The sequence below is a fragment of the Vibrio sp. 1402 genome (assembly GCF_033340275.1).
On record NZ_JAWOWE010000362.1, the window covers coordinates 1 to 643 of the forward strand.

The 643-nt window shown below is 48.5% G+C and carries 1 pseudogene; it reads right to left on the minus strand.

The features are described from left to right. Positions 1-643 (minus strand): annotated as a pseudogene (locus tag R7044_RS26080) (molecular chaperone HtpG); the annotation flags it as partial.

A 643-nucleotide genomic window follows, 5' to 3' on the forward strand; every position in this document is an offset into this window, starting at 1 on the left:
AGCTTGTTGATAGCACCCAAGAACTGCGTTGGATCTTCCATCGAGCCGCGCTCTGCTAACATGGCTTGACCAAGTAGCACTTCGACCCAACGGCCAAACGCTTCTTCATCCGCTTCATCCGCCATGCGCTTAACAAGTTCGTGCTCTGGGTTGATTTCAAAGATGTATTTTACTTCTGGCACAGCTTGACCTGCGGCAGCAAGCAGCTTCGCCATCTGAGTCCCCATCTCGTAATCATCCGTCACAACGACTGCGGGTGTAGATGCAAGTTTAAAGGTCGTACGCACGTCTTTCACGCGGTCACCCAAGTAAGACTTGGTACGCTCAACAACCGATTTGAACTCTTCTTCGGTTTCTTTTTGCTTTTCTTTATCGGCTTCGTCTTCAAACTTACTCAAGTCAAGGCCAGCTTTTGTAATCGATTGGAACTGCTTACCATCAAACTCAGTTAGGTAGTTCATCAACCACTCGTCAATGCGGTCGAACATCAGAATGACTTCGATGCCTTTCGCTTTAAACTGCTCTAAGTGAGGGCTGTTCTTCGCCGCCGCGTAGCTGTCTGCCGTCAAGTAGTAGATCTTATCTTGACCTTCTTTCATGCGCTCAACGTAGGACGCAAGACCAACGGTTTGTTCCGCTGAAT